Source organism: Leisingera sp. XS_AS12 (assembly GCF_041224635.1).
GTDB lineage: Bacteria > Pseudomonadota > Alphaproteobacteria > Rhodobacterales > Rhodobacteraceae > Leisingera.
Window position 1 is genome coordinate 1 of the sequence record NZ_JBGFGM010000086.1, and the last position, 1,770, is coordinate 1,770.

Sequence of the window (1,770 nt, forward strand, 5' to 3'; positions counted from 1 at the left end):
ATTACGCCCAAATCTCCTTGTGGACTGGGGGCTTCCATCCAATATGCCATACAGTACAGCATTTTAGACCGGTGTGACCGTCATGGCCCTTCCTGCCCGCCTCCTCCCTCTCGCTTTGAGCGGTTTCGCCGCGCTCGCCAGCTCCACGGCCGCTTATGCTGCTAGCAGCGCCTGGCTGCCGGTCGCCGCGGTGACGGGCGGCTTGACCGCTTTGGGCCTGAGGGATCTTGTCCAAAGGCGCCATGCGGTTCTGCGCAACTACCCGATTATGGGTCACATGCGTTTCCTTCTGGAATCCATCCGGCCAGAGATCCGCCAGTATATGCTGGAAGGCGACCGCGAAGAGGTGCCGTTCTCTCGCGAGGCAAGGGCACTGGTGTATCAGCGCGCTAAAGGCGTCGAAGACAAGCGGCCTTTCGGCACCACCGAGAATGTCTATGGCTCCGGCTATGGCTGGATCACTCACTCGGCCGCTCCGGTCGATATCGAAGATAGCGATTTCCGTGTCACCATCGGCGGCCCCGATTGCCGCCAGCCCTATTCGGCGTCCCTGTTCAACATCTCGGCGATGAGCTTCGGATCCCTGTCGAAGAACGCGATCCTGGCGCTGAACACCGGCGCCAGGAAGGGCGGTTTTGCCCATGACACCGGCGAGGGATCAATCTCCCGCCACCACCGCGCGGGCGGCGGCGATCTGATCTACCAGGTTGCCTCCGGCTATTTCGGCTGCCGCAATGATGACGGGACATTCTCGCCGGAAAAGTTCAGCGAGCAGGCCGCGAGCCCGCAGGTCAAAATGATCGAGCTGAAGCTGAGCCAGGGTGCCAAGCCCGGACATGGCGGCATGCTGCCCGCGGCAAAGATCACACCCGAGATTGCCGAAGCGCGTGGCATTCCGATGGGGCAGGATTGCATTTCGCCGGCAGCGCATCCCAGCTTCTCCACTCCGCGCGGCATGATGGAATTCATCGCCCAGCTGCGGGACCTCTCAGGCGGCAAGCCGGTCGGCTTCAAATTGTGCATCGGCCACCGCCGGGAGTTCATGTGCATGGTGAAGGCGATGCTCGAAACGGGCGTGGTGCCCGATTTCATCGTTGTGGATGGCAGCGAGGGCGGCACCGGTGCCGCGCCGCTTGAATTTGCCAACCAGGTCGGAATGCCGATGCTGGAGGGGCTGACGTTCGTTCACAACACCCTGCGGGGCGCCGGGCTGCGGGAGCGGGTCAAACTCGGCGCTGCGGGAAAGATCACCTCCGGCTTCCATATTGCCCGCGCCCTGGCGCTGGGGGCGGACTGGTGCAACTCGGCCCGCGGCTACATGTTTGCCATCGGCTGCATTCAGGCCCAAGCATGCCACACGAACAAATGCCCGGTTGGCATCGCAACCCAGGACCCGGCCCGTTTCAAAGCAATCGATGTGGGGGACAAGTCTGATCGGGTTGCGCGCTACCATCGCAATACGATGCGGGCGCTCGGCGAGCTCGCGGGCGCAGCCGGGCTGCAGCACCCGGCCGGCTTCCGCCCGTACCACTTCATGTTCCGCAAGAAGGACAACGCCTTCTCCGACGGCAACATCGCCTACCCCTATCTGCCAAACGGCTTCCTGGTTTCCGGCCGCGAAATTCCGGAACTGGCCGATTGGCATGAGCGCTGGGGACGGGCCTCGGCGGAGAGCTTTGCCCCGGACCGGATCCCGGAAGGGCCCTTCACGGCCGCGATCGCACGGCTGGCATAAGCCCGCGGGCGGCGGCCCCTGAACAGGCCGCCCGG

1 protein-coding gene is annotated in these 1,770 nt (G+C 63.9%); it reads left to right on the forward strand.

The window, feature by feature from the left end; all coding sequences use genetic code 11:
* Window positions 1-82 precede the first annotated feature (82 nt).
* Window positions 83-1,735 carry an FMN-binding glutamate synthase family protein gene (locus tag AB9K35_RS08340; protein WP_369925278.1) on the forward strand — a complete coding sequence of 551 codons (1,653 nt, stop codon included), beginning with the start codon at window positions 83-85 and terminating at the stop codon, window positions 1,733-1,735.
* Window positions 1,736-1,770 lie beyond the last annotated feature (35 nt).

Coding starts and splice junctions, on each gene's coding strand:
- AB9K35_RS08340 (WP_369925278.1), top strand. CDS start 83: ATGGCCCTTCCTGCCCGCCTCCTCCCTCTCGCTTTGAGCGGTTTCGCC.